The following is a 20832-nucleotide window of genomic DNA, read 5'->3' on the forward strand; positions in this document are numbered from 1 at the left end:
GATGCTCGATGCTGTGAGTGCCCACACAGATTGCTTGATTCAAATTGTTAAAGAGCGTGGCGCTTGTCGCGCTGAGGTGGCGTATAATACCGACCTCACTTCGAAAGTCAAGCGCTTGTTTTCGCTTTTCTTTCGGCGCTGGCTTCCAGAGGAAGCGAGCTTATCAGGTTGGCGTGGACCGCCGTGCTGGTAGGGGCGCATTATAGGGAGCCGCGCCGGGATGACAAGGGAAAATATGCAAAAACATTCCTTTTTCTTACTTTGAGCCTTCGAGTGCTTATTTATCCAACAAAAAGCCCCGCATCAGCGGGGCCTCGGGCAATGAAAGTGCCATTTTGCTATCTTTTTGACCAGAACTCGCGGGCAAAGGCACGTACCTTCTCCCAATCGGTGAACTCGATATTCTGGCTGGTATCGGTACTGCCACCGGTGATTTTCATGATCAGCTGGATAATGCGGGTCTGCCACCAGTTATAGCGTGAGTATTGCAGCGCCCCGGCGAACACGCCCTGAGTCTTCGGCTTCCAGGGGGAGAGACGCAGGAACTTCTTCATATAGGCATTGGTCTGCGGCGTCTGTTTCTCGGGCTTGCGGGCCGTCAGATTGACACAGAAGAAAGCCGCATTGGCCACCTCCAGCTGCTCATGATGGGCATGGATGAAGCTCAGCAAGCTGGGATGGAAATTGCCGTAACGGATGGAGGCGCCGATCAGCACCTTGGCATACTTGCTGAGGTTACACTTGGGCAGAGTATGCAAGTCATGCATCACCACCTCACACCCTGGTTTCTCCTCCAGCATGGCATCCACGATTTTCCGCGTTTGCCCGTCCCGAGAAGAATAAAGCACCAAAATCTTGTCCATACCTACCTCAACTACGCCAGAATGCTGGAGTAAACAGTACCAGAAGCGTGAAAATTTCCAATCGGCCAAACAACATGGCCACGATCAATATCCACTGGGCAGTGGCCGAGATATTGCCAAAGTTGGCTGACACTTCCCCCAGACCGGGCCCCACGTTGGTAAAAGCAGCGGCCACGGCGGAGAAAGCGGTCACCTCGTTCAATCCCGTCATCAACAGCAGCAGCATGAAGATGAAGAACAGGATGATATAAGTGGCGAAGTAGCCCCACACCGCTTCGACAATCCGCTCAGGCACGGCACGGCGCCCCAGTTTCAGGGTGTAAATGGCGCGCGGGTGCACCAGGCGTTTGAGCTCGCGCATCCCCTGCAGGAACAGGATCATGAAGCGCATCACCTTGATGCCGCCACCCGTGCTGCCGGCGCAGCAGCCGATGAAGGCAGAAAACATCAGCAACATGGGCAGGAAGGAGGGCCAGTCCGCATAGCTGGTCGTGCTGTAGCCCGTGGTGGTACCCAGCGACACCGCCTGGAACAGGCCGTGATTGAGCGCCTCCTGCCAGGTGGCGTAGTGGCCGTGGAACAGCAGGGATATGAAGCAGATGAGTACCAGCACACCCTGGATCCCCAGGAACACCTTGAGCTCGGAGTCGCGCAGATAGCTGCTCAGCCGCACCGGCTTGTGGGCAAACACCATGAAGTGCAGGGCGAAGTTGACGCTCGCCAGCAGCAGGAACACCACGGTGATCAGGTTGATGGCCGGACTGTTGAAGAAGCCAATGCTGGCGTCATGGGTCGAGAAGCCTCCCACCGACAGGGTGGAGAAGGAGTGGCAGATGGCATCGAACAGGGTCATGCCCGCCATCCAGTACGCCAGGGCGCAAAGAGAGGTGAGCAGCAGATAGATGAACCAGAGCGCCTTGGCGGTCTCGGCGATGCGCGGGGTGACCTTGTTGTCCTTGACCGGCCCCGGGATCTCGGCGCGATAGAGCTGCATGCCCCCGATGCCAAGCAGCGGCAGTATGGCGACCGCCAGCACGATGATCCCCATGCCCCCCAGCCACTGCAGCAGCTGACGATAGAAGAGGAAGGCCTTGGGCAGGTTGTCCAGCTCCGTCAGCACGGTCGCCCCCGTTGTCGTCAGGCCGGAGAACGACTCGAAGAACGCCTCCGAGACCGTCATACCGGGCACCTCGCCGAGCAGGAAGGGCAAGGCCCCCACGCTGCCCAGCACCACCCAGAACAGCACCACGATGAGGAAGCCTTCCTTGGATCTCAGGTCTTTCTTCTGATGACGGTTGGGGAACCAGAGCATGGCGCCCAACAGCAGGGCGATGAAGAAGGCGTTGACGAACTCGGCACCACCGCCATCACGATACCCAAACGCCACCATCGCAGGCAACAACATGGTTGAGCTGAACAGCGCAACCAGAAGGCCCACGATACGAATGATGCTCAGGATCTGCATTTCGGCTCCCTTTTCGGACTAAAAGAGCGATGGATTCTAGCCATCTAAGGGACGAAGTGATACCCGGCCGTGGGTTCTGTCGGTCAATTCCTGAGCCACCTGAGCCCAGATCTCGTCATCCCAGGCCACCTGGAGACTGACCCGCTGGCCATAATCCGCCGTCAGCAGGTGCCCCTGACGGACACTGATCAGCGCTTCCACCGTGCCCATGTCGCCGTAGTCACATTGGATGAGGGAAGGGCGTTGCAGCCGCTTTTGCTCGGTCACCAGCACTTTCAAGGCGGCGCCGACACCGCCCCCATAGGCTTTGACCAGGCCGCCGGTACCGAGCAGCACGCCACCGTAATAACGCACTACCACGGCCGCTATCTCGCCGATGCCGGAACCCATCAGCTGGGCCAGCATGGGCTTGCCCGCCGTGCCAGAAGGTTCGCCGTCATCGCTGAAGCCGTAAACCTGGCTATCGTGCGGCGCCCCTGCGACAAAGGCCCAGCAATGATGCCGGGCCGTCGGATGTTGCCGCTTGATCTCTCCTACCCAGGCTTTGGCCTCGTCCACCGTCGCCTTGTGCGCAATCAGGGTGATGAAGCGGCTCTTCTTGATCTCCTCGCTCAGCTCCAGTGGCGCCGCCGGAATGGCATAGGCTGCCGCCATCAGAGCCCCGCTTGCCGGGTGAGGTTCTCCACCCCGTCCCCGTGCAGCACCACGTTGTCCTCGATGCGGATGCCGCCGTAGGGGCGCAGTGCCTCCACCTTGTTCCAGTTGATGCGCTTGCCCTGCTCACCCTGGCGCAGCGGCTCCAGCAGGCTGTCGATGAAATAGAGACCGGGCTCGATGGTGAACACCTGGCCCACTTCCATCACCCGGGTGCAACGCAGATAGGGGAACTGCTCGGGAGCGGACAGGTGAGTGCCGCGCTCATCCTGCATGAAGCCACCGGCATCGTGCACCTGCAGGCCGAGGAAGTGACCCAGCCCATGGGGGAAGAAGACATTGGTGACGCCGGTATGGATCATCTCGTCCACCGACATGTCCACCAGTTCAACCGATTGCAGCAGGCGCGCCAGTCTGTGGTGCATCTGCAGATGCAACTCGCTGTAGCGACGACCCGGCTTTATCTCGCCGATGATCTCCTGCTGCTGGGCATCCAGCGCGGCGATGAGGTCGGCAAACTCGCCACGGCGCCAGGCCCAGGTGCGGGTAATGTCGGAGGCGTAGCCTTGATAGTCCACCCCGGCGTCGATCAGGAAGGAGTAGCGCTCCGCATCCGGGATCCGCTGGGTGGAGAGGTGGGTGTAGTGCAGGATGGCCGCATTGCGGTTGATGGCGATGATATTGCCATAGGGTGCCTCGTTGGCCCCCTGCCCCACCGCCTTCATGTAAGCCAGGTTGATCTCGAACTCGCTCGCCCCCGCCATGAAGGACTCCTTGGCGGCGATGTGTCCACGCACACCGATGCGGTTCGCATCGCGCAGGCATTCGAGTTCATAGGCTGTCTTGTAGGCCCTGTGATAGTGCAGGTAGTTGAGTACGGCTTCGGGATTGGGATGACCCAGCCCCAGCAGTTCGGCCACCTCGAGGTGTCCCCCCAGATAGGCCCACTCCTGCTTGTTGGCAGGCAGGTGATCGGCGACCTGCTCCGGCCTGGTCAGGAAGCGGATGTCAAAGAAGTCGACCCAGAACGCAGTGGGCAAGTCCGCCACCTTGTGCCAGAAGTCCACCGGCCGGTAGAACAGCAGCACCGGCTTGTTCACCCCATCCACCAGCAACCAGCAATGGGGGTTGTCCAGCACGGGCAGCCAGGCCTTGAACTGCGGATTGACCTTGAAGGGATAGTCCTGATCGTCGAGGAAGATGCGATGGGTCTGGCCCGAGTGAATGGCCAGGCCACCCAGTCCCTGCTGTTGCAAGATGTCGCGGGTGCGCTGCTGCAGGGTATCGAGATGCTGGGCAAAAAGTTGGCTGTAACTGCTCATGGCGTCCTGCTCCGGGCAAATGTGGGATCAGCATAACATCAAGCGGATCAAGGCTCGAGCCGTCAAGCTTTCCCTTCGTGAGGTAACGCATAGGTTACAGGGTTTTGTTATGAAGCAAAAACCAGGCATTAACAAATTGAGAACAATTCAATACACTGCCTCCAGACAGTAGAAATCAGCCGTCAGGAACGACTCATGCAAAACCTTTGTCTGTGGCAGCCGGATCAGGACAGGATGCAACACTCCAACCTTCATCAGTTCATGGCCGAGGTCAACCACTTCCACGATCTGCAGCTGCGCAGCTATGCCGACCTCTATCAATGGTCGGTGGAGAAGACCACCCGCTTCTGGCCGCTGGTCTGGCAGCACTGTGGCGTCAAGGGTGAGCTGGGAGACATAGTGGCGGAAAACCGCCAGGAGATGCAGCGCGCCCGCTGGTTCCCGGACAGTCGCCTCAACTTCGCCGAGAACCTGCTGCGCCGCCATGACGAAAGCCCGGCCATCATCTCCCGCATAGAAGGCGGCGAGAGCCGGACGCTGAGCTGGGCCGAGCTGGGGGAACAGGTTGCCCGTCTGAGCCAGTGGCTGCGCAGCCAGGGCATAGGCCGCGGTGACGTGGTGGCCGCCTATCTGCCCAATATCCCCGAGACAGTGATCGCCATGCTGGCCACCACCAGTCTGGGGGCGGTCTGGACTTCCACCAGCCCGGACTTTGGCGAGGCCAGCGTGGTGGAGCGCTTCGGCCAGACGAAGCCCCGCGTGTTGTTCGCGGTGGATGGTTATCGTTACGGCGGCAAGGCCATCGACATCCAGGCCAAGGTCGCCGGCGTGGTCGCCCAGATCGACAGCATCGAGCAGACGGTCATGATCCCCCTGCTCGGCAATTCCTTGCAACTCGGTCAGGAGTGGGGCCAGATCCTGGCAAGCCAGACAGACGCAACCCTGCGGTTCGAGTCCATGGGCTTCAACGACCCTCTCTACATCCTCTATTCGTCCGGCACCACGGGCAAACCCAAGTGCATCGTGCACGGCATCGGCGGCACCTTGCTGCAGCACCTGAAAGAACACCAGCTGCACTGCGACATCAAGCCGGGGGAGCGGGTCTTCTACTTCACCACCTGCGGCTGGATGATGTGGAACTGGCTGGTGAGCGCCCTGGCCTCCGGCGCCACCCTGGTGCTCTATGACGGCTCCCCCTTCTATCCGGATGGCAACGCACTCTGGGATCTCGCCCGCGACGAAGAGGTCGCCCTGTTTGGTACCTCGGCCAAGTATCTGGATGCCCTGCACAAGCAGGGCTATGCCCCCATCAAGAGCCACGAGCTGCCCAGGCTGCGCCTCCTCTGCAGCACTGGTTCCGTGCTTTCTCCTGAAGGATTCGACTACGTATATCAAGGGATAAAGCAGGATGTTCTGCTGAGTTCCATGTCAGGCGGTACGGATATCTGCTCCTGCTTCGTCATCGGCAACCCCCTCAGCCCCGTCTATCGCGGCGAGAGCCAGGGACGCGGCCTCGGCCTCGCGGTTCAGGTGTTCAACGAGGCGGGTCAGGCGGTGAAAGGGGAAAAGGGGGAGCTGGTCTGCACCAAGCCCTTCCCGGCCCAACCCATCTATTTCTGGGGGGATGATAAGGGCGACAAATACCACGCCGCCTATTTCGAACGCTTCCACAACGTCTGGTGCCACGGTGACTGGATCGAGCTGACGGACCATGACGGCATCCTGTTCTACGGGCGCTCCGATGCCACCCTCAACCCGGGAGGCGTGCGTATCGGCACCAGCGAGATCTACCGCTACGTGGAGCAGCTCGACGAGATCGAGGAGAGCATCGTCATCGGCCAGCAGTGGCAACAGGACGAGCGGGTGGTGCTGTTCGTCAAGCTCAGGACTGGGCTCAAGCTGGACGACCCCCTGCGCGAGCGCATCCGCCAGCAGATCAGGGAGCACTGCACCCTGCGCCACGTCCCCGCCCGCATCCTGCAGGTGGATGCCATCCCCCGCACCAAGTCCGGCAAGATAGTGGAGCTGGCGGTACGCGAGGTGGTGCACAACAGGCCGGTCAACAACACCCACGCCCTCGCCGATCCCGAGGTGCTGAGCCAGTATCGCGACCGGCCTGAACTGGCCAGCTGACCCGGATACCCCACGTGAAAGGCGCCCAGAGGCGCCTTTATTCTGCCTCCTCCCCGGACAAGAGCTTTTACACCAAAAGTGTTAAACGAATGTTTTAAATAGGTGTTGTAATTGTCTCGCTTTGGATCAATATTGAGCCTCGCCCCCTGCTGGGGAGAAAGGAGCAAAGCCCCCCACCACGTGGGAACAAGGAGACACTCTCATGATCTACCAAGGCGAAACCCTGTCGGTCAGCTACCTCGAACACGGCATTGCCGAACTGAGGTTTGATGCCCCGGGTTCAGTCAACAAGCTGGATCGCGCTACCCTGCTCTCGCTGAGCGAAGCGATCGCCACATTACAACAAGAACGTGAACTAAAAGGTCTGATCCTCACCTCCGGCAAAGACGCCTTCATCGTCGGCGCCGACATCACCGAATTCCTGGAGCTCTTCGATCTGCCGCAAGAAGATCTGCTCGGCTGGCTGAAAAAGGCCAACGACATCTTCAGCGCCATCGAAGATCTGCCGGTGCCGACCCTGTCCGCCATCAAGGGCCACGCCCTGGGCGGCGGCTGCGAGACCATCCTCTCCACCGACTTCCGCCTGGCCGACACCAGCGCCAAGATTGGCCTGCCCGAGACCAAACTCGGCATCATGCCGGGCTTTGGCGGTACCGTCCGCCTGCCGCGGGTGATCGGCGCCGACAATGCGCTGGAATGGATCACCACCGGCAAGGATTACCGTGCCGATGACGCCCTCAAGGTTGGCGCCGTCGATGCCGTGGTCGCCCCCGCCGCCCTGCAGAGCGCCGCCCTGCAGATGATCAAGGATGCCATCGCGGGCAAGCTGGACTGGCAAAAACGCCGTGCCGCCAAGAAGGCCCCGCTGCGCCTGTCCAAGCTGGAAGCCATGATGAGCTTCAGTACCGCCGCCGGCATGGTTGCCGCCGTGGCGGGCAAGCACTACCCGGCTCCGATGACGGCGGTGAAAACCGTCGAGGCCGCCGCCGGCATGAGCCGTGACGAGGCCCTCAACGTCGAGGCGCAGGGCTTCATCAAACTCGCCAAGACCGACGTGGCCAAGGCCCTGGTCGGCATCTTCCTCAACGATCAGCACATCAAGGCCCTGGCCAAGAAGGCCGCCAAGCAGGCGAGCAAGGCCACCGGCCACGCCGCCGTGCTGGGTGCCGGCATCATGGGGGGCGGTATCGCCTACCAGTCCGCCAGCAAGGGCATACCCGCGGTGATGAAGGACATCAACGAGAAGGCGCTGGCACTCGGCATGGGTGAAGCCACCAAGCTGCTCAACGGCCAACTCGAGAAGGGCCGCATCGACGGCATCAAGATGGGCCAGGTGCTCTCCGCCATCACCCCGACCCTGAGCTACGACAACGTCAAGCACGTGGATGTGGTGGTCGAAGCCGTGGTGGAGAATCCCAAGGTGAAGGCCGCCGTGCTCGGCGAAGTGGAAGGCATCATCGGCGATGACGCCGTCCTCGCCAGCAACACCTCCACCATTCCCATCTCCCTGCTGGCCAAGGGCCTGAAGCGCCCCGAGAACTTCTGCGGCATGCACTTCTTCAATCCGGTGCACCGCATGCCCCTGGTTGAGATCATCCGCGGCGAGCAGACCTCGGGTGAAACCATCAACCGCGTGGTGGCCTACGCCGCCGCCATGGGCAAGTCCCCGGTCGTGGTCAACGACTGCCCGGGCTTCTTCGTCAACCGGGTGCTGTTCCCCTACTTCTTCGGCTTCACCAAGCTGGTCGCCGATGGCGCCGATTTCGTGGCCGTCGACAAGGTGATGGAGAAAGAATTCGGCTGGCCCATGGGCCCCGCCTACCTGCTGGACGTGGTCGGCATCGACACCGGCCACCATGCCGGTGACGTCATGGCGCAGGGCTTCCCGGCGCGCATGAGCAAGGACGGTCGCACCGCCATCGACGTGATGTACGAGGCGAGCCGCTTCGGTCAGAAGAATGGCAAGGGCTTCTACGCCTACGAGCAGGACAAGAAGGGCAAGCCGAAGAAGGTGGCGGACGCCGCCGCTTACGAGCTGCTGGCTCCCATCGCCAAGGCGCAGCAAGCCTTCGACAAGGACGCCATCATCGCCCGCATGATGATCCCCATGATCAACGAAGTGGTGCTCTGCCTGGAAGAGGGCATCATCGCGACGCCGGCCGAAGCAGACATCGCCCTGGTCTACGGTCTGGGCTTCCCTCCCTTCCGCGGCGGCGTGTTCCGCTATCTGGACACCATAGGTCTGGATACCTACGTGGCCATGGCCGACCAGTATGCCGACCTGGGCCCGCTCTATCGCGTCAGCGACAAGTTGCGCGAGATGGCCGTCCAGGGCAAAACCTTCTACTGATTGCGGAAAGGAGATCCATTCATGAAAGACGTAGTCATTGTCGACTGTATCCGGACCCCCATGGGCCGGTCCAAGGGCGGCGCCTTCCGCAACGTGCGTGCAGAAGACCTGTCCGCGCACCTGATGCAATCCATCCTGCTGCGCAACCCCGACCTCGATCCGAACGAGATCGAGGACATCTACTGGGGCTGCGTGCAGCAGACCCTGGAGCAGGGCTTCAACATCGCCCGCAACGCCGCCCTGCTGGCCGGCATTCCGAAGCAGGTCGGTGCGGTCACCGTCAACCGCCTGTGTGGATCTTCCATGCAGGCGCTGCACGATGCCTCCCGCGCCATCCAGGTCGGTGACGGCGACATCTTCATCATCGGCGGCGTGGAACACATGGGCCACGTGCCCATGAGCCACGGGGTGGACTTCCACCCCGGCATGGCAAAATCCGTGGCCAAGGCCTCCGGCATGATGGGGCTGACCGCCGAGCTGCTCGGCAAGCTGCACGGCATCAGCCGAGCGCAGCAGGACGAGTTCGCCGCTCGCTCCCATCGCCGCGCCCATGCCGCGACCGTGGAAGGACGCTTCGCCAAGCAGATCGTCGGGCTGGAAGGCCATGACGCCAGCGGCGCCCGCTTCTTCTACGACTATGACGAGGTGATCCGCCCGGAGACCACGGTCGAAACCCTGAGCCAGCTGCGCCCTGTGTTCGATCCGGTCAACGGCACCGTCACCGCCGGCACCTCCTCGGCCCTGTCCGACGGCGCCGCCGCCATGCTGCTGATGAGTGCGGACAGAGCCAAGGCGCTGGGGCTGACCCCGCGCGCCAAGGTGCGTTCCATGGCCGTGGCCGGCTGCGACGCCGCCATCATGGGCTACGGCCCCGTGCCCGCCACCCAGAAGGCGCTCAAGCGTGCCGGCCTGACCGTGGCTGACATCGACCTGTTCGAACTGAACGAGGCATTCGCCGCCCAGTCCCTGCCCTGCGTCAAGGATCTGGGGCTGATGGATCAGGTAGACGAGAAGGTGAACCTGAACGGCGGCGCCATCGCCCTGGGTCACCCGCTCGGCTGCTCCGGTGCCCGCATCTCCACCACCTTGATCAACCTGATGGAGGAGAAGGATGCCACCCTGGGGGTCGCGACCATGTGCATCGGTCTGGGCCAGGGTATCGCCACCGTCTTCGAGCGCGTGTAACGAGAGGCCCTGCGTCGACCGGGTCGGTCGCGCCGGGCATCGTCAGTCCCCCTGCGAGGGACGCTAGTCTTGTCAATTTTCGGGCCGCTCTTGCGGCCCTTTGTCGAGTCTGTGGAGCCCACCACACGGGGTAGCTCCTGCCGTCGGCATCTGCGCATGGCCGTCCCGTTTGGGTCGGCCTTTTTTCCTTGCCGCCACTGAAGATCCGCGATTCCGGGGTTATATTGCCCATAACTTCACATTCGAAGGGGGCCTTGCTTGCTTTTTACTCCCCCGACAGGTTCAATCTGCACAAAAAAATGGGTGGATGCACATACATATGTCAACGAGCAAACAACTGCTGATCGTCGACGACGACCAAGAGATCCGCGAGCTGCTCAACGAATACCTGACCCGGGCGGGCTTCGAGGTATTGACCGCGGCCGAAGGCAACGAGATGCGCAAGCAACTCGCCCAGCACAGCCCGGATCTGATCATTCTGGACATCATGATGCCCGGCGACGACGGCTTTACCCTCTGCCAGCAGATCCGCCGCGACTCCCAGGTGCCCATCATCATGCTGACCGCGGCCTCCGACGAGGCGGATCGGGTGATCGGCCTCGAGCTCGGGGCAGATGACTACATCGCCAAGCCGTTCAGCCCCCGCGAGTTGCAGGCCCGCATCAAGGCGCTGTTGCGCCGCGCCGAATTTCGCCAGCCGGAGAAAGAGAAGGAGCCGAGCCGCCGCCTGCGCTTCGCCGACTGGACTCTGGACACCCTGAGCCACCAGCTGACCCACGACGATGGCAGCCTGCTGGATCTCTCCGGCAGCGACGCCCTGCTGCTCGGCATGTTTTTGCAGCAGCCCGGCGTGGTGCTGGACAGGGACACCATCTCGGACGCCACCCGTGGCCGCGAGAGCCTGCCCATGGAACGGGGCATCGACGTGCAGATCAGCCGCCTGCGCCAGAAGCTGGGTGACAACGGCAAGAGCCCGCGCATCATCAAGACAATTCGCGGCAGCGGCTACATGCTGATCGCCGAAGTCCACGAGATCCCCTGAGCGCACGCTGACGCGGCGGGATCCACTACAGGTGCACCAGACCCCATGACAGGCAGACTCCGCGGTAGCGACCCGATGCAGGCAGACAAGAGGTACGAAACCCCATGAGAGGTCGGCGATTCTGGCAAGCCCTGGTGCCCCGCTCCCTGCTGTCGCGGATGTTGCTGCTGTTGCTGCTCGCCATCCTGCTCTCCCAGACCATACTCACCGGCATCTGGATGCAGCAGATCCAGAAGCGGGAGCTGGAGGGCATGCTCAGCACCACCCGCAACCTGGCGCTGTCGGCGGCCTCCACCGTCAACTTCTTCAAGTCCCTGCCCCTGCAATACCGCCACATCGCGCTGGATCAGCTGCGCAACATGGGGGGCAGCCGCTTCTTCGTCTCCCTCAATGAAGAAGAGATCCACATCAGCGCCATTCCGGACAGCGAACGCAAGACGCTAGTCCTGAAAGAGGTGCAGGATGTACTGGGCCGCAAGCTCTCCGATGCCATGGCCATCAAGGTGGACTTCTCCCGCCCCGAGGAGTTGCACGTCTTCAACAACGACACCCTGCTGGCGGACTTGCCCTCCTCCTGGGCCCGCTACACCCTGTCGCTTGAACCCATCAACCCGCCGGTGCTGGTGACCCAGATCGAGATAGAACCGGGGGAGTGGCTCTATCTGGCGGCCTTGCTGCCCGCCCCCTACATGACCCTCGACGACACCGTGATGCCGAGCAACCAGGTGCGCTTCATCGCCCTGATGACGGTTTTCCTCTGCTTCTTCACCTTCATGCTGGTGCGCTGGCAGACCCGGCCCCTGCGCCGGCTCGCCAAGGCGGCGGCCAACCTTGGCAAGGACATCGATCAGCCCGCTCTCAAGGAGGAAGGGGCCTCGGAGATCGTCGCCGCCACCCGCGCCTTCAACATCATGCAGCAGCGCATCCGCCGCTTCATCGACGATCGGGAGCGGCTGTTCAGCTCCATTTCCCACGATCTCAAGACCCCCATCACCCGGCTGCGGCTGCGGGTCGAGCTGCTGGACGACGAGGTGCAGATCGCCAAGTTCAACAAGGATCTGGACGAACTGGAACTGATGGTGAAGGGGGCACTGCAGACCGTCAAAGAAACCGACATTCACGAGAACATCGAGCAGATCGACGTCAACGCCCTGCTGGAGCAGATGGCGGAGTCCTTGAACCTGCACGAGGACCTGCTCTTCATCGAGGGGCAGTGCAAGTGGCCCTATCGTGGCAAGCTGCTGGCGCTCAAGCGCTGCATCGGCAACTTGGTGGACAACGGCATCAAGTACGGCAACCGGGTGCGCATCATCATCATGGATGACGAAGAGATGCTGATCCTGTTCATCATGGATGAGGGGCAGGGCCTCCCGGACGATCAACTCGAACGCATCTTCGAACCCTATTACCGGCTGAGCACGGACCCCTCGGGCACCGGCCTTGGCCTTGGCATCGCCCGCAACATCGCCCATGCCCATGGCGGTGATCTGGTGCTGGAAAATCGCCCCCAGGGTGGCCTGCAGGCCACTCTCTCCCTACCAAGGCAGTAATCATGAAGTGGTCCCCGTTCGCCGTCGTCACCCTGCTCTCCCTTCCTGTCAACGCTTCGCAAGTGGAGGTGCTGCACTGGTGGACCTCAGGTGGCGAAGCCAAGGCCGTGGAGGTGCTCAAGTCAGAGTGGGCCGAGCGCGGCAACCAGTGGAACGACTTCGCGGTACAGGGCGGCGGTGGCAAGAGCGCCATGACGGTGCTGAAAAGCCGGGCGCTCGCGGCCAACCCGCCGGAGGCGGCCAATCTCAAGGGCTATGAGCTGGATGAATGGGCCAGCCTCGGCTTCCTGCGCGACCTCAGCCCCATGGCCGAACACCTCGGCTGGTATCCCAAGATGCCGCCCATGGTGCGGGATACCCTCAGCCACAACGGCACCCTGATGGCCGTCCCCATCGGCATCCACCGGATCAACTGGCTCTGGCTCAACCGCGCCGTCTTCGAGCGGCTCGGGCTCACCCCGCCCACCGACTGGGATCAGTTCGTGACGGTGGCCAAGCAGCTCAAGGCCAAGGGGGTGACACCGCTCGCCATCGGCAATGAACCCTGGCAGCTGACCGTGCTGTTCGAAACCGTGGTGCTGGGGGAAGGAGGCAAAGCCTTCTATCGCAAGGCCTTCCTGGAACAGGATCCGGCCACCCTCACCGGCCCCGAGATGGTGCGGGCACTGACCCGCTTCCAGCAGCTGCGCGACTTCGTACCCGAGAAGTACGCCGGGTTGAAGTGGCATCAGGCCACCAATCTGCTGGAGAGCGGCGGTGCCGCCATGCAGATCATGGGGGACTGGGTGAAAGGGGAGTTGAGTGCCGGCAACTATCGCCCGGGGGAAGACATCGAGTGTCTGCCGAGCCCCGGCAGCGCGGGCCTGTTCAGCTACAACCTGGACTCCATCGCCATGTTCAAGCAGCGGGACCCCGCCCAGTTGCAGGCTCAGGGAGAGCTGGCCCAGTTGCTGATGACGCCCGAGTTCCAGGCTCAATTCAACCGGGTCAAGGGCTCGATCCCGGCGCTGAGCCAACCTGACATGCGCCAGTTCGATCGCTGCGCCATCCGCTCATACCAGGACTTCCAGCAGGCGGAGCAGGATGGCAACCTGCTGCCCAGCATGTCGGACGGGATGGCGGTGCCCACCAATATGCGCCAGGCGATCATGGATGTACTGAGCAGCTTCTTCAACGACCCCAGAGCCAACCCCGAGCAGACGGCGCTGCAACTGGAGCGGGCCATGCGTTCGACCCGCAGCGGCACCGGCGCGGAGCAGGAATGACAAAGGCGGACCGGGTCCGCCTTTGAGTCGTCATCTTGGGGTCAGGATCGATCGTTTTCGTCCTCATCCTCGTCATAGTAGTCGCTGAGCTCTATCCAGAGTCCCAACCCTATCATCACCATGGACCCGAACCAGGTGCCGGTGTTTCCGATGGGGCTGCCCAGCACTATCATCGCGAATGACAAGAACCCCATGCCTGCGTAGGCTTGCAATCTGCCGTAGGAGACCTGCATATTCACACCTCCTTGTTGAATATGGTTCAATTTTTATATTACTCATCGGGCGGGGTGTGAATAGAGCCAGATCACACTTTGGTTACATATGCTGCCAAATGGCCTCCCGATTTGATTATTTTTTCGCCTTGAGTATCATTGGCAGCTGAATTGGTTGAAGGTTTATTATTGATGAGTGCTTTATTCTGCGACGCAACTCATGAGTTGGACGCAATTGGGCTTCGTTGTCCCGAGCCCGTGACGATAACGCGCAAGAAAGTGCGGCTGAAGGTTGATTATTAATGAGTACTTTATTCTGCGATGCGACACATGAGTTGGACGCAATTGGGCTTCGTTGTCCCGAGCCCGTAATGATGGTGCGTAAAAAAGTGCGGCTGATGGCCGAAGGCGAGACCCTGCTGGTCAGTGCCGACGATCCCTCCACCACCCGCGACATCCCCAGTTTCTGCCGCTTCATGGATCACACCCTGATCGCCAGTGAAACCGAGCAGGCCCCATACCGTTATCTGATCCGCAAGGGTCAGTGATCCCACAGCAGGAAGAGCCCATGACAGCCATTACCCGAGTCGGTACCACCCAGCGTTGGTCAGATGTCGTCATTCACAACGGCACCCTCTATGTGGTGGAAGTGCCCGCCACGGATGAAGCCGACATCCATGAGCAGACCCGCGAGGTACTGACCAGCCTGCAACGCCTGCTGGAAGCCAATGGCTCAGGGGTCGACAAGATCCTGATGGCCAACATCTATCTCAAGGACATTGGCGACATCGCCGCCTTCAACGCCCAGTGGGACGCCTGGATCCCGGCAGGCACCGCCCCGGTGCGAGCCTGCGTGCAGGCCCGCCTCGCCCACGAAGGCTACAAGGTCGAAGTACAGCTGACCGCCGCCGTATAAGTCGAGCGCGCCGCCTGGATCCTCTCGCCAACACGGCCCCGGTGCGAGCCTGCGTGCTGGCCCGTCTCGCCCACGAGGGCTATAAGGTCTAAGTGCAGCTGACCGCAGCTGTCTGAGGCGGGGTTAGCCCCTCATCCCCAACCCTTCTCCCGCAAGGGGGAGAAGGGGGCAAAGAACACAGGTCATGTCCCCATGAAAAAGGCCCCGCCAGATTGGCGGGGCCTTTTTGTTTGAACGAACCGCAGCGTTATCAGGCGGTCGGAGTCAGGGTGATGGTTACCCGACGGTTCTGGGCCTTGCCTTCGGCGGTGCTGTTGGTGGCGACCGGCTGATCCGGGCCCACCCCGGTGGTGGAGATGCGGCTGCCGGTGACACCCTGGCCGATCAGCTGGGCGGCGACGGCGTCGGCACGCTGGGCGGAGAGCTTCATGTTCAGCTCGCGGGAACCGGTGCTGTCGGTGTGACCGACCACATTCAGGCGGGTCTTGTCGAACTCGGCGACCACCATGGCGACACCGGACAGGGTGTTGGCACCGGCCGCCTTCAGCTGGGCGCTGGAGCTGTCGAAGGTGACATTGTTCGGCATGTTGAGGATCAGCTGATCGCCGTTGCGGGTCACGCTGACGCCGGTGCCCTGCAGCTTCTCGCGCAACTTGGCTTCCTGCACATCCATGTAGTAACCGATACCGCCACCCAGGGCGGCGCCAGCGGCCACACCGGTCAGGATACCCTTCTTGCGATCCCCCTTGCTGGAGGAGAGCGCGCCCACGGCGGCACCGGTGGCGGCACCGGCCAGCGCGCCCCAGGCTCCCTTGGAGGTCTGGGATTCACCGGTGTAGGGATTGGTGGTGCAGCCAGTGATGGCGATGGTCAGTGCAAGGGCGGGAACAAGTTTCTTGAAATGCATGGGACAACCTCTGAAGAAGAATGACTCTGGCCAATGGCCCGGCATTCTACCCGAGAGGGGCGCCAGAGTGTGACGCTCGAAAACAAGAATCACCACGAGGGCGCAGGGCTCCCTCGTGGTGACATGGCAGGCGAGCCAGCCTCACCTCAGTATTTGATTTCCCGGGCCTTCTGGCGCCCTTCCTGCTTGTCATGACGGTGATCCTGACGGCAATCGGCATTGCCCACCAGGCCATCGCGGCACTCCTGCTTCTGCTCGCGGGACTCCTGGCGCGTTTCCTGGCGAACGTCGCGCGCCTCGCGGCGCTGCTCACCCTGAACGGTGGCCTGGGCGGGCAGGGCGGCGGCCAGCAGCGTGGTGGTGGCCAGCAACATCAATACAGACTTTTTCATAAACACTCCTCGACTCAGTACCCCGACACGGGCACGGCATCTGTGCGATCAAAAGAGATATTTTGGCTCTTCAGGCTGTATCCAGGCTGTACCAGAGGCAAGAGAGCCCTATGACTGCTGACACTCGGCGTGGCAGGGACAGGTCACCAGATGATCGTTCACCATGCCCACCGCCTGCATGAAGGCGTAGCAGATGGTGCTGCCGACGAAGGTGAAACCCAGCTTCTTGAGCGCCTTGGCCATGGCGTCGGATTCGGGTGAGGTGGCGGGAATGTCGCCGTTGCCCTGGCGCTGGTTGACGATGGGCGCGCCGCCGACGAAGCCCCACAGGTAGTCAGCAAAATCGATACCCTGCGCCTCGAGCGCCAGATAGGCGCGGGCGTTTTTGATGACTGACTGCACCTTGAGGCGATTGCGGATGATGCCGGTGTCCTGCATCAACCGCTCCACATCCTGCTCATCGAAGCGCACGATGAGGTTGGGATCGAAATCCGCATAGGCGCGATAGTAGCTGTCGGTGCGTTTGAGAATGGTGATCCAGGAGAGGCCCGCCTGCTGGCCGTCGAGGCAGAGCTTGGCGAACAGCTCTCGCGGATCGCGTACCGGCCGCCCCCACTGTTTGTCATGATATTCGATGTATTCCGGGTCCTTGGTCACCCAGGCGCAGCGCAGTTCCATTCTTTGTCTCCTGTGATTGAATCGTCGCCTCTCGGCGGGATTTCGACGATGAGATCATGCCGCCATCACCCCGGCCCCACCAGGCCGGATGCAGCATTCCCCCACTAATCCCCTGTAATTTCGCCTATTATCCGACCATGCCAGACGGTATACTCCTTCGGTTCACATTCAGCAAATCTTGCTCTGATTTCACTTCGCGCGAAAAACACTATGCAAAAATTCGATGTCAAAACCTTTCAGGGCCTGATCCTGCAGCTGCAGGACTATTGGTCCCGCCAGGGCTGTACCATCATTCAGCCGCTGGATATGGAAGTGGGTGCCGGTACCTCCCACCCCATGACCTGCCTGCGCGCCCTGGGCCCGGAGCCCATCGCCTGCGCCTACGTGCAACCGTCCCGCCGTCCCACCGACGGCCGCTACGGTGAGAACCCGAACCGCCTGCAGCACTATTACCAGTTCCAGGTGATCATCAAGCCGTCCCCCGACAACATCCAGGAACTCTACCTCGGCTCCCTGAAAGAGCTGGGCATGGATCCCGAGATCCACGACATCCGCTTCGTGGAAGACAACTGGGAAAACCCGACCCTGGGTGCCTGGGGTCTGGGCTGGGAAGTGTGGCTCAACGGCATGGAAGTGACCCAGTTCACCTACTTCCAGCAGGTTGGCGGCCTCGAATGCAAGCCGGTCACCGGCGAGATCACCTACGGTCTCGAGCGTCTGGCCATGTACATCCAGGGCGTGGACAGCGTCTATGACCTGGTGTGGTCCGACGGCCCCCTGGGCAAGACCACCTACGGCGACGTGTTCCATCAGAACGAGGTGGAACAGTCCACCTACAACTTCGAGCACGCCGACGTGGACTTCCTGTTCCACTGCTTCGAGCAGTACGAGAAGGAAGCCCAGCACCTGCTCGGGCTGGAAAAACCGCTGCCCCTGCCCGCCTACGAGCGCATCCTCAAGGCCGCGCACTCCTTCAACCTGCTGGATGCCCGCAAGGCCATCTCGGTCACCGAGCGTCAGCGCTACATCCTGCGCATTCGCACCCTGACCAAGGCCGTGGCCGAGGCCTACTACGCCTCCCGCGAGGCGCTGGGCTTCCCCATGTGTCAGCGCACTGAGAACAAGCAAGGTTAAGGAACGGACATGGCACAACATACATTTCTGGTAGAGATCGGCACCGCCGAGCTGCCCCCCAAGGCCCTGCGCTCCCTGGCCGAAGCCTTTGCCGACAACTTCAAGGCCGAGCTGACCAAGGCCGATCTGGCCTTCGGCGGCGTCGAGTGGTTCGCCTCCCCGCGCCGTCTGGCACTGAAAGTATCCGAACTGGCCAGCGATCAGCCGAGCAAGAGCGTCGAGAAGCGCGGCCCGGCCGTCTCCCAGGCGTTCGATGCCGATGGCAAGCCGACCAAGGCTGCCGAAGGCTGGGCCCGTGGCAACGGCATCACGGTCGAACAGGCCGAGCGTCTGGTCACCGACAAGGGCGAGTGGCTGGTCCACAACGCCAAGGTTGAAGGCCGCCCGGCCAAAGAGCTGCTGGGTGATCTGGTCGCTGCCGCATTGGCCAAGCTGCCTATCCCCAAGATGATGCGCTGGGGCGACAAGACCATCCAGTTCGTGCGTCCGGTGTTCACCGTGACCCTGCTGCTGGATGGCGAGCTGGTGCCCGCCACCATCCTGGGTATCGACTCCGCCCGCACCCTCCGCGGCCACCGCTTCATGGGTGAGAGCGAGATCATCATCGACAAAGCCGGCCAATACCCGCAGATCCTGCTGGAAAAAGGCAAGGTAGTAGCCGATTTCATGGCCCGCAAGGCCAAGATCAAGAGCGATGTCGAAGCGGCCGCCACCGCCTTCGGTGGGGTCGCCGATCTGGACGACGCCCTGCTGGAAGAAGTCACCGCCCTGGTCGAATGGCCGGTGGTGCTGACCGCCAACTTCGAAGAGAAGTTCCTGGCCGTGCCCGCCGAGGCGCTGGTACACACCATGAAGGGTGACCAGAAGTACTTCCCGGTCTATGACAAGAGCGGCAAACTGCTGCCCAAATTCATCTTCGTCACCAACATCGAGTCCAAGGACCCGAGCCAGATCATCAGCGGCAACGAGAAGGTGGTTCGTCCCCGTCTCTCTGACGCCGAGTTCTTCTTCAAGACCGATCTGAAGCAGACCCTGGCCTCGCGCCTGCCGCGCCTCGAAACCGTGCTGTTCCAGCAGCAGCTCGGTACCGTCAAGGCCAAGGTCGAGCGCATCGAGACCGTCGCCGGCTTTATCGCCGAGCGCATCGGTGCCGACGTGGCCAAGGCCAAGCGTGCCGGCCTGCTCTCCAAGTGCGATCTGATGACCAACATGGTCGGTGAGTTCGCCAGCACCCAGGGGGTGATGGGGATGCACTACGCCCGTCACGACGGCGAAGACGAAGTGGTGGCCGTGGCTCTGAACGAGCAGTACATGCCGCGCTTCGCCGGTGATGCCCTGCCGTCCGGTCTGGAAGCCTGCGCCGTGGCGCTGGCTGACAAGCTCGACACCCTGGCCGGTATCTTCGGCATCGGCATGCTGCCGAAGGGTGACAAAGACCCGTTCGCCCTGCGCCGCGCCGCCATCGGTGCCCTGCGCATCATGACCGAGAAGCAGCTGGATCTGGATCTGGTGGAATTGGTGGAAGAGGCTGTTCGCGTCTACGGTGACAAGCTGACCAACAAGACCGTCGTCACCGACGTGGTCGACTTCATGCTGGGCCGCTTCCGCGCCGCCTATCAGGACGAAGGCATCGGTGCCGACGTGGTGCTGGCCGTGCTGGCCCGCCGCCCGACCCGTCCGCTCGACTTCGATCGCCGCGTCAAGGCCGTCAGCCACTTCCGCAGCCTGGATGCCGCCCTCGCCCTGGCCGCCGCCAACAAGCGCGTGAGCAACATCCTTGCCAAGGTGGAAGGCGAGCTCCCGACCGTGGTCAAGACTGAGCTGTTGCAGGACGCCGCCGAGAAGGCGCTGGCCACCCAGGTTGCAGCCCTGCAAGCCGAGCTGGCCCCGCTGTTCGCCGCCGGCGACTACCAGGCCGCCCTCACCCGTCTGGCCGCCCTGCGCGAGCCGGTCGACACCTTCTTCAACGAGGTGATGGTGATGGCCGACGACGAGGCCCTCAAGGCCAACCGTCTGGCGCTGCTGAACAACCTGCGCAACCTGTTCCTGCAAGTGGCGGATATCTCCCTGCTGCAGTGATCTTGGTTGGGTTGAGTGATATTAAAAACGGCGCCGAGAGGCGCCGTTTTTTAACTATTAACCAAGAGCCTATAAAATTAAATATTAATAATCATTCCCCTATATATTTATCAAAAACCCAACTATTTTTCTCTCAGTTAGAATTTTCCTACAATAGTTAGCAAGGCCATAAATAACTAGCAGCTTAACAATGACATCATTAATTTCTTCTTGGTTTTTTGGTATCTTAATATCTTCGGCTATTAATAGCTGTCTATTCAACCGTTCAAATTCTAAAGCATGTGTATCTGCGACACTGGAAAAATCAACTATTAACTGTTTTAAATCAAGTGGGGCCGTTTCAATATAAATGCTTAAATACTTAGCAACAAATATTTTTATTTCTCCAGCCTCATTTTTCTCAGACAAAGAAAGACCTGCAAAAAAACCAAAGCCCTCATTGATTTTCAATATGGCCTCATCAAACAAGTCGTACTTGTTCTTATGAAAATCAAATATCCTTTCATGAGCCTTGAATTTATTAGCTTCAACAAGATCCTTCACCTTAATCTTGAACTGAAACCTAGCTGTAAAATAGGCAGCCAATGCTGTTATTATTGCAGGCCCTAATATTTTAACTGATTCCAATGCAACATCTTGCCAAGTCGTACCCATCACATCCCCTAACAATTAATTCAGAGAGTAC

Annotated in this window: 20 protein-coding genes; 11 read left to right on the forward strand and 9 right to left on the reverse strand. The window is 61.0% G+C overall.

Annotated features, from left to right (window positions below; all coding sequences use genetic code 11):
* The coding region (locus ACW5W7_RS18135; protein ID WP_456502592.1) for a hypothetical protein at positions 1-193 on the forward strand (193 nt) is incomplete at its 5' end.
* A gap of 145 nt (positions 194-338) precedes the next feature.
* Here ACW5W7_RS18135 and hemG read toward each other — a convergent pair.
* The 4 genes from hemG to pepQ are packed head-to-tail and all read right to left on the reverse strand — an operon-like array spanning position 339 to position 4304.
* Positions 339-863 (reverse strand): menaquinone-dependent protoporphyrinogen IX dehydrogenase, encoded by a 525-nt coding sequence (gene hemG / locus ACW5W7_RS18140; protein WP_456502593.1) that lies wholly within the window; start codon positions 861-863, stop codon positions 339-341.
* 7 nt (positions 864-870) lie between these two features.
* Positions 871-2328 (reverse strand): TrkH family potassium uptake protein, encoded by a 1458-nt coding sequence (locus tag ACW5W7_RS18145; RefSeq protein WP_456502594.1) that lies wholly within the window; start codon positions 2326-2328, stop codon positions 871-873.
* Positions 2329-2364: 36 nt separating this feature from the next.
* On the reverse strand, positions 2365-2982 hold the full coding sequence (locus ACW5W7_RS18150; protein ID WP_456502595.1) for a YigZ family protein: 618 nt from the start codon (positions 2980-2982) through the stop codon (positions 2365-2367).
* Positions 2982-4304 (reverse strand): Xaa-Pro dipeptidase, encoded by a 1323-nt coding sequence (gene pepQ, locus ACW5W7_RS18155; RefSeq protein ID WP_456502596.1) that lies wholly within the window; start codon positions 4302-4304, stop codon positions 2982-2984. Before pepQ ends, ACW5W7_RS18150 begins: the two co-directional genes overlap by 1 nt.
* Positions 4305-4499: 195 nt before the next feature.
* Here pepQ and ACW5W7_RS18160 point away from each other — a divergent pair, with 195 nt between their 5' ends.
* From ACW5W7_RS18160 to ACW5W7_RS18185, 6 genes are all read left to right on the forward strand, one after another.
* Entirely contained in the window at positions 4500-6437 is a 1938-nt protein-coding gene (locus ACW5W7_RS18160) for an acetoacetate--CoA ligase (protein WP_456502597.1), read from the forward strand.
* A 202-nt stretch (positions 6438-6639) separates the two neighbouring features.
* A complete protein-coding gene (fadB, locus tag ACW5W7_RS18165) occupies positions 6640-8787 on the forward strand; it encodes a fatty acid oxidation complex subunit alpha FadB (RefSeq protein WP_456502598.1) in 2148 nt (715 codons plus the stop codon).
* A 21-nt stretch (positions 8788-8808) separates the two neighbouring features.
* On the forward strand, positions 8809-9972 hold the full coding sequence (fadA, locus tag ACW5W7_RS18170; protein WP_456502599.1) for an acetyl-CoA C-acyltransferase FadA: 1164 nt from the start codon (positions 8809-8811) through the stop codon (positions 9970-9972).
* Positions 9973-10291: 319 nt separating this feature from the next.
* Positions 10292-11014: a response regulator transcription factor gene (locus ACW5W7_RS18175; RefSeq protein WP_349920555.1), complete on the forward strand. Its 723-nt coding sequence runs from the start codon at positions 10292-10294 to the stop codon at positions 11012-11014.
* 104 nt (positions 11015-11118) lie between these two features.
* A complete protein-coding gene (locus ACW5W7_RS18180) occupies positions 11119-12564 on the forward strand; it encodes an ATP-binding protein (RefSeq protein ID WP_456502600.1) in 1446 nt (481 codons plus the stop codon).
* A 2-nt stretch (positions 12565-12566) separates the two neighbouring features.
* Positions 12567-13829, forward strand: a complete 1263-nt coding sequence (locus tag ACW5W7_RS18185) for an ABC transporter substrate-binding protein (RefSeq protein ID WP_456502601.1) — start codon at positions 12567-12569, stop codon at positions 13827-13829.
* Between the two features lie 41 nt (positions 13830-13870).
* On the opposite strand, the gene ACW5W7_RS18190 is transcribed toward ACW5W7_RS18185, so the two are convergent.
* The gene (locus ACW5W7_RS18190; RefSeq protein ID WP_033132548.1) at positions 13871-14062 is read right to left on the reverse strand and encodes a hypothetical protein; all 192 of its coding nucleotides are present in this window, start codon (positions 14060-14062) and stop codon (positions 13871-13873) included.
* Between the two features lie 281 nt (positions 14063-14343).
* Here ACW5W7_RS18190 and tusA point away from each other — a divergent pair, with 281 nt between their 5' ends.
* Together tusA and ACW5W7_RS18200 are read left to right on the forward strand one after the other, a co-directional pair.
* On the forward strand, positions 14344-14589 hold the full coding sequence (tusA, locus tag ACW5W7_RS18195; RefSeq protein WP_043128975.1) for a sulfurtransferase TusA: 246 nt from the start codon (positions 14344-14346) through the stop codon (positions 14587-14589).
* Between the two features lie 20 nt (positions 14590-14609).
* Positions 14610-14957, forward strand: a complete 348-nt coding sequence (locus ACW5W7_RS18200) for a RidA family protein (RefSeq protein WP_349920552.1) — start codon at positions 14610-14612, stop codon at positions 14955-14957.
* Between the two features lie 250 nt (positions 14958-15207).
* Here ACW5W7_RS18200 and ACW5W7_RS18205 read toward each other — a convergent pair whose 3' ends face one another.
* From ACW5W7_RS18205 to ACW5W7_RS18215, 3 genes are all read right to left on the reverse strand, one after another.
* Positions 15208-15864: an OmpA family lipoprotein gene (locus ACW5W7_RS18205; RefSeq protein ID WP_349920551.1), complete on the reverse strand. Its 657-nt coding sequence runs from the start codon at positions 15862-15864 to the stop codon at positions 15208-15210.
* A 146-nt stretch (positions 15865-16010) separates the two neighbouring features.
* A complete protein-coding gene (locus tag ACW5W7_RS18210) occupies positions 16011-16256 on the reverse strand; it encodes a hypothetical protein (RefSeq protein WP_456502602.1) in 246 nt (81 codons plus the stop codon).
* A gap of 108 nt (positions 16257-16364) precedes the next feature.
* Positions 16365-16934 carry a DNA-3-methyladenine glycosylase I gene (locus tag ACW5W7_RS18215; protein ID WP_456502603.1) on the reverse strand — a complete coding sequence of 190 codons (570 nt, stop codon included), beginning with the start codon at positions 16932-16934 and terminating at the stop codon, positions 16365-16367.
* A 210-nt stretch (positions 16935-17144) separates the two neighbouring features.
* Here ACW5W7_RS18215 and glyQ point away from each other — a divergent pair, with 210 nt between their 5' ends.
* A complete protein-coding gene (glyQ, locus tag ACW5W7_RS18220; RefSeq protein WP_100860856.1) occupies positions 17145-18068 on the forward strand; it encodes a glycine--tRNA ligase subunit alpha in 924 nt (307 codons plus the stop codon).
* Positions 18069-18077: 9 nt separating this feature from the next.
* A complete protein-coding gene (gene glyS / locus ACW5W7_RS18225) occupies positions 18078-20147 on the forward strand; it encodes a glycine--tRNA ligase subunit beta (RefSeq protein ID WP_456502604.1) in 2070 nt (689 codons plus the stop codon).
* A gap of 99 nt (positions 20148-20246) precedes the next feature.
* Here glyS and ACW5W7_RS18230 read toward each other — a convergent pair whose 3' ends face one another.
* Positions 20247-20801, reverse strand: coding sequence for a hypothetical protein (locus tag ACW5W7_RS18230; RefSeq protein WP_456502605.1), 555 nt, complete (start codon positions 20799-20801; stop codon positions 20247-20249).
* Between the last annotated feature and the right edge of the window lie 31 nt (positions 20802-20832).

This window comes from Aeromonas intestinalis (genome assembly GCF_054052485.1).

Bases quoted from the DNA above. Each gene is read 5' to 3' on its own strand.
- glyS (WP_456502604.1), top strand. From the start codon at position 18,078: ATGGCACAACATACATTTCTGGTAGAGATCGGCACCGCCGAGCTGCCC.
- fadA (WP_456502599.1), top strand. From the start codon at position 8,809: ATGAAAGACGTAGTCATTGTCGACTGTATCCGGACCCCCATGGGCCGG.
- ACW5W7_RS18180 (WP_456502600.1), top strand. From the start codon at position 11,119: ATGAGAGGTCGGCGATTCTGGCAAGCCCTGGTGCCCCGCTCCCTGCTG.
- ACW5W7_RS18200 (WP_349920552.1), top strand. From the start codon at position 14,610: ATGACAGCCATTACCCGAGTCGGTACCACCCAGCGTTGGTCAGATGTC.
- glyQ (WP_100860856.1), top strand. From the start codon at position 17,145: ATGCAAAAATTCGATGTCAAAACCTTTCAGGGCCTGATCCTGCAGCTG.
- ACW5W7_RS18160 (WP_456502597.1), top strand. From the start codon at position 4,500: ATGCAAAACCTTTGTCTGTGGCAGCCGGATCAGGACAGGATGCAACAC.
- ACW5W7_RS18150 (WP_456502595.1), bottom strand. From the start codon at position 2,982: ATGGCGGCAGCCTATGCCATTCCGGCGGCGCCACTGGAGCTGAGCGAG.
- pepQ (WP_456502596.1), bottom strand. From the start codon at position 4,304: ATGAGCAGTTACAGCCAACTTTTTGCCCAGCATCTCGATACCCTGCAG.
- ACW5W7_RS18190 (WP_033132548.1), bottom strand. From the start codon at position 14,062: ATGCAGGTCTCCTACGGCAGATTGCAAGCCTACGCAGGCATGGGGTTC.
- hemG (WP_456502593.1), bottom strand. From the start codon at position 863: ATGGACAAGATTTTGGTGCTTTATTCTTCTCGGGACGGGCAAACGCGG.
- ACW5W7_RS18205 (WP_349920551.1), bottom strand. From the start codon at position 15,864: ATGCATTTCAAGAAACTTGTTCCCGCCCTTGCACTGACCATCGCCATC.
- fadB (WP_456502598.1), top strand. From the start codon at position 6,640: ATGATCTACCAAGGCGAAACCCTGTCGGTCAGCTACCTCGAACACGGC.
- ACW5W7_RS18185 (WP_456502601.1), top strand. From the start codon at position 12,567: ATGAAGTGGTCCCCGTTCGCCGTCGTCACCCTGCTCTCCCTTCCTGTC.
- tusA (WP_043128975.1), top strand. From the start codon at position 14,344: ATGAGTACTTTATTCTGCGATGCGACACATGAGTTGGACGCAATTGGG.
- ACW5W7_RS18215 (WP_456502603.1), bottom strand. From the start codon at position 16,934: ATGGAACTGCGCTGCGCCTGGGTGACCAAGGACCCGGAATACATCGAA.
- ACW5W7_RS18210 (WP_456502602.1), bottom strand. From the start codon at position 16,256: ATGAAAAAGTCTGTATTGATGTTGCTGGCCACCACCACGCTGCTGGCC.
- ACW5W7_RS18175 (WP_349920555.1), top strand. From the start codon at position 10,292: ATGTCAACGAGCAAACAACTGCTGATCGTCGACGACGACCAAGAGATC.
- ACW5W7_RS18145 (WP_456502594.1), bottom strand. From the start codon at position 2,328: ATGCAGATCCTGAGCATCATTCGTATCGTGGGCCTTCTGGTTGCGCTG.
- ACW5W7_RS18230 (WP_456502605.1), bottom strand. From the start codon at position 20,801: ATGGGTACGACTTGGCAAGATGTTGCATTGGAATCAGTTAAAATATTA.